Raw genomic sequence first — 1,160 nt, forward strand, 5'->3', positions numbered from 1 at the left:
ATCCTCTGCGTCCAGTGGCAGGTGTTCGGGCGTTACATCCTCAACGACACCCCCACCTGGGCCGAGAACCTCGCCCTGCTGCTCGTGCTCTTCGTCACCGCCTTCGGCCTGGCCGTCGGTGTGCGCGATGCCGGTCACATCGGCCTCGAATCGATGGTCGCCCTGCTGCCTGAAGCGTGGCAGCGCCGCGTCGAACTTCTCATCCACGCACTCGTCGCCGTCTTCGGCGCCATCATGGCCCACTCCGGCTGGACCTGGGCCGCGGCCAAGTGGGCCGAGAAGAAGCCCATGATGCCCGTGCCCGACGGCATCGACTACGTGCCGGTGGTCATCGCCGGCGTGCTCATCGTGCTGTTCTCCATCGAGCACATCGTCGCCAACCTGCGCGGGGTCGAGATCACCCCCGCCTGGCACTGATTCCGGAGCCCCGCCATGGAACTCACCATCCTGTGCGCGAGCTTCGCCGCACTCCTGCTGCTGGGCGTGCCCGTGGCCTTCGCCATCGGCCTGTCCTCGGTCGCCACCATCCTGGCCGCCGGCCTGCCCGTGGCCGTCGTCTTCCAGAAGATGGTCGGCGGCATGCAGGTCTTCTCCTTCCTCGCCATCCCCTTCTTCGTCTTCGCCGGCGAACTCATGCTCTACGGCGGCATCGCCGAGCGCATCGTGCGCCTGGCCAACAGCCTCGTCGGCCACGTGCGCGGTGGCCTCGGCATGTCCAACGTGCTCGGCTGCACCCTGTTCGGCGGCATCGTCGGCTCGCCGGTGGCCGACGTCTCGGCCATGGGCAGCGTCATGGTGCCCCTGATGAAGAAGCAGGGCTATGACGCCGACTACGCGGTCAACGTCACCACCCACGCCGCCCTCGTCGGCGCGCTGATGCCAACCTCCCACAACCTGATCCTGTTCACGCTCGCCACCTCCGGCATCGCCTCGGTCTCGGTGTTGGGCCTGATCCTCGCCGGCGTCGTCCCCGCCCTGCTGCTGACGGTGTGCAACCTCGCCGCCGCCTGGTGGGTCGCCCGCCAGCGCGGCTATCCCGTCGGCGGGCCGTTTCCCGGCTGGGCCTTCGTCGGCGCCGCCTTCACCGCCGCCCTGCCCGGCCTGCTGACCGTGGCCATCATCCTCGGCGGCATCCTCTCGGGCGCCTTCACCGCCACCGA

The 1,160-nt window shown here is 69.1% G+C and carries 2 protein-coding genes; both read left to right on the forward strand.

The window, feature by feature from the left end; all coding sequences use genetic code 11:
• Positions 1-417: TRAP transporter small permease (locus tag AACH11_RS24705; protein ID WP_341376955.1), on the forward strand; the 417-nt coding region annotated here is incomplete at its 5' end.
• Positions 418-432: 15 nt separating this feature from the next.
• Positions 433-1,160: TRAP transporter large permease (locus AACH11_RS24710; RefSeq protein WP_341376956.1), on the forward strand; the 728-nt coding region annotated here is incomplete at its 3' end.

It is taken from the genome of Pseudaquabacterium rugosum (assembly GCF_038066575.1).
GTDB lineage: Bacteria > Pseudomonadota > Gammaproteobacteria > Burkholderiales > Burkholderiaceae_C > Pseudaquabacterium > Pseudaquabacterium rugosum.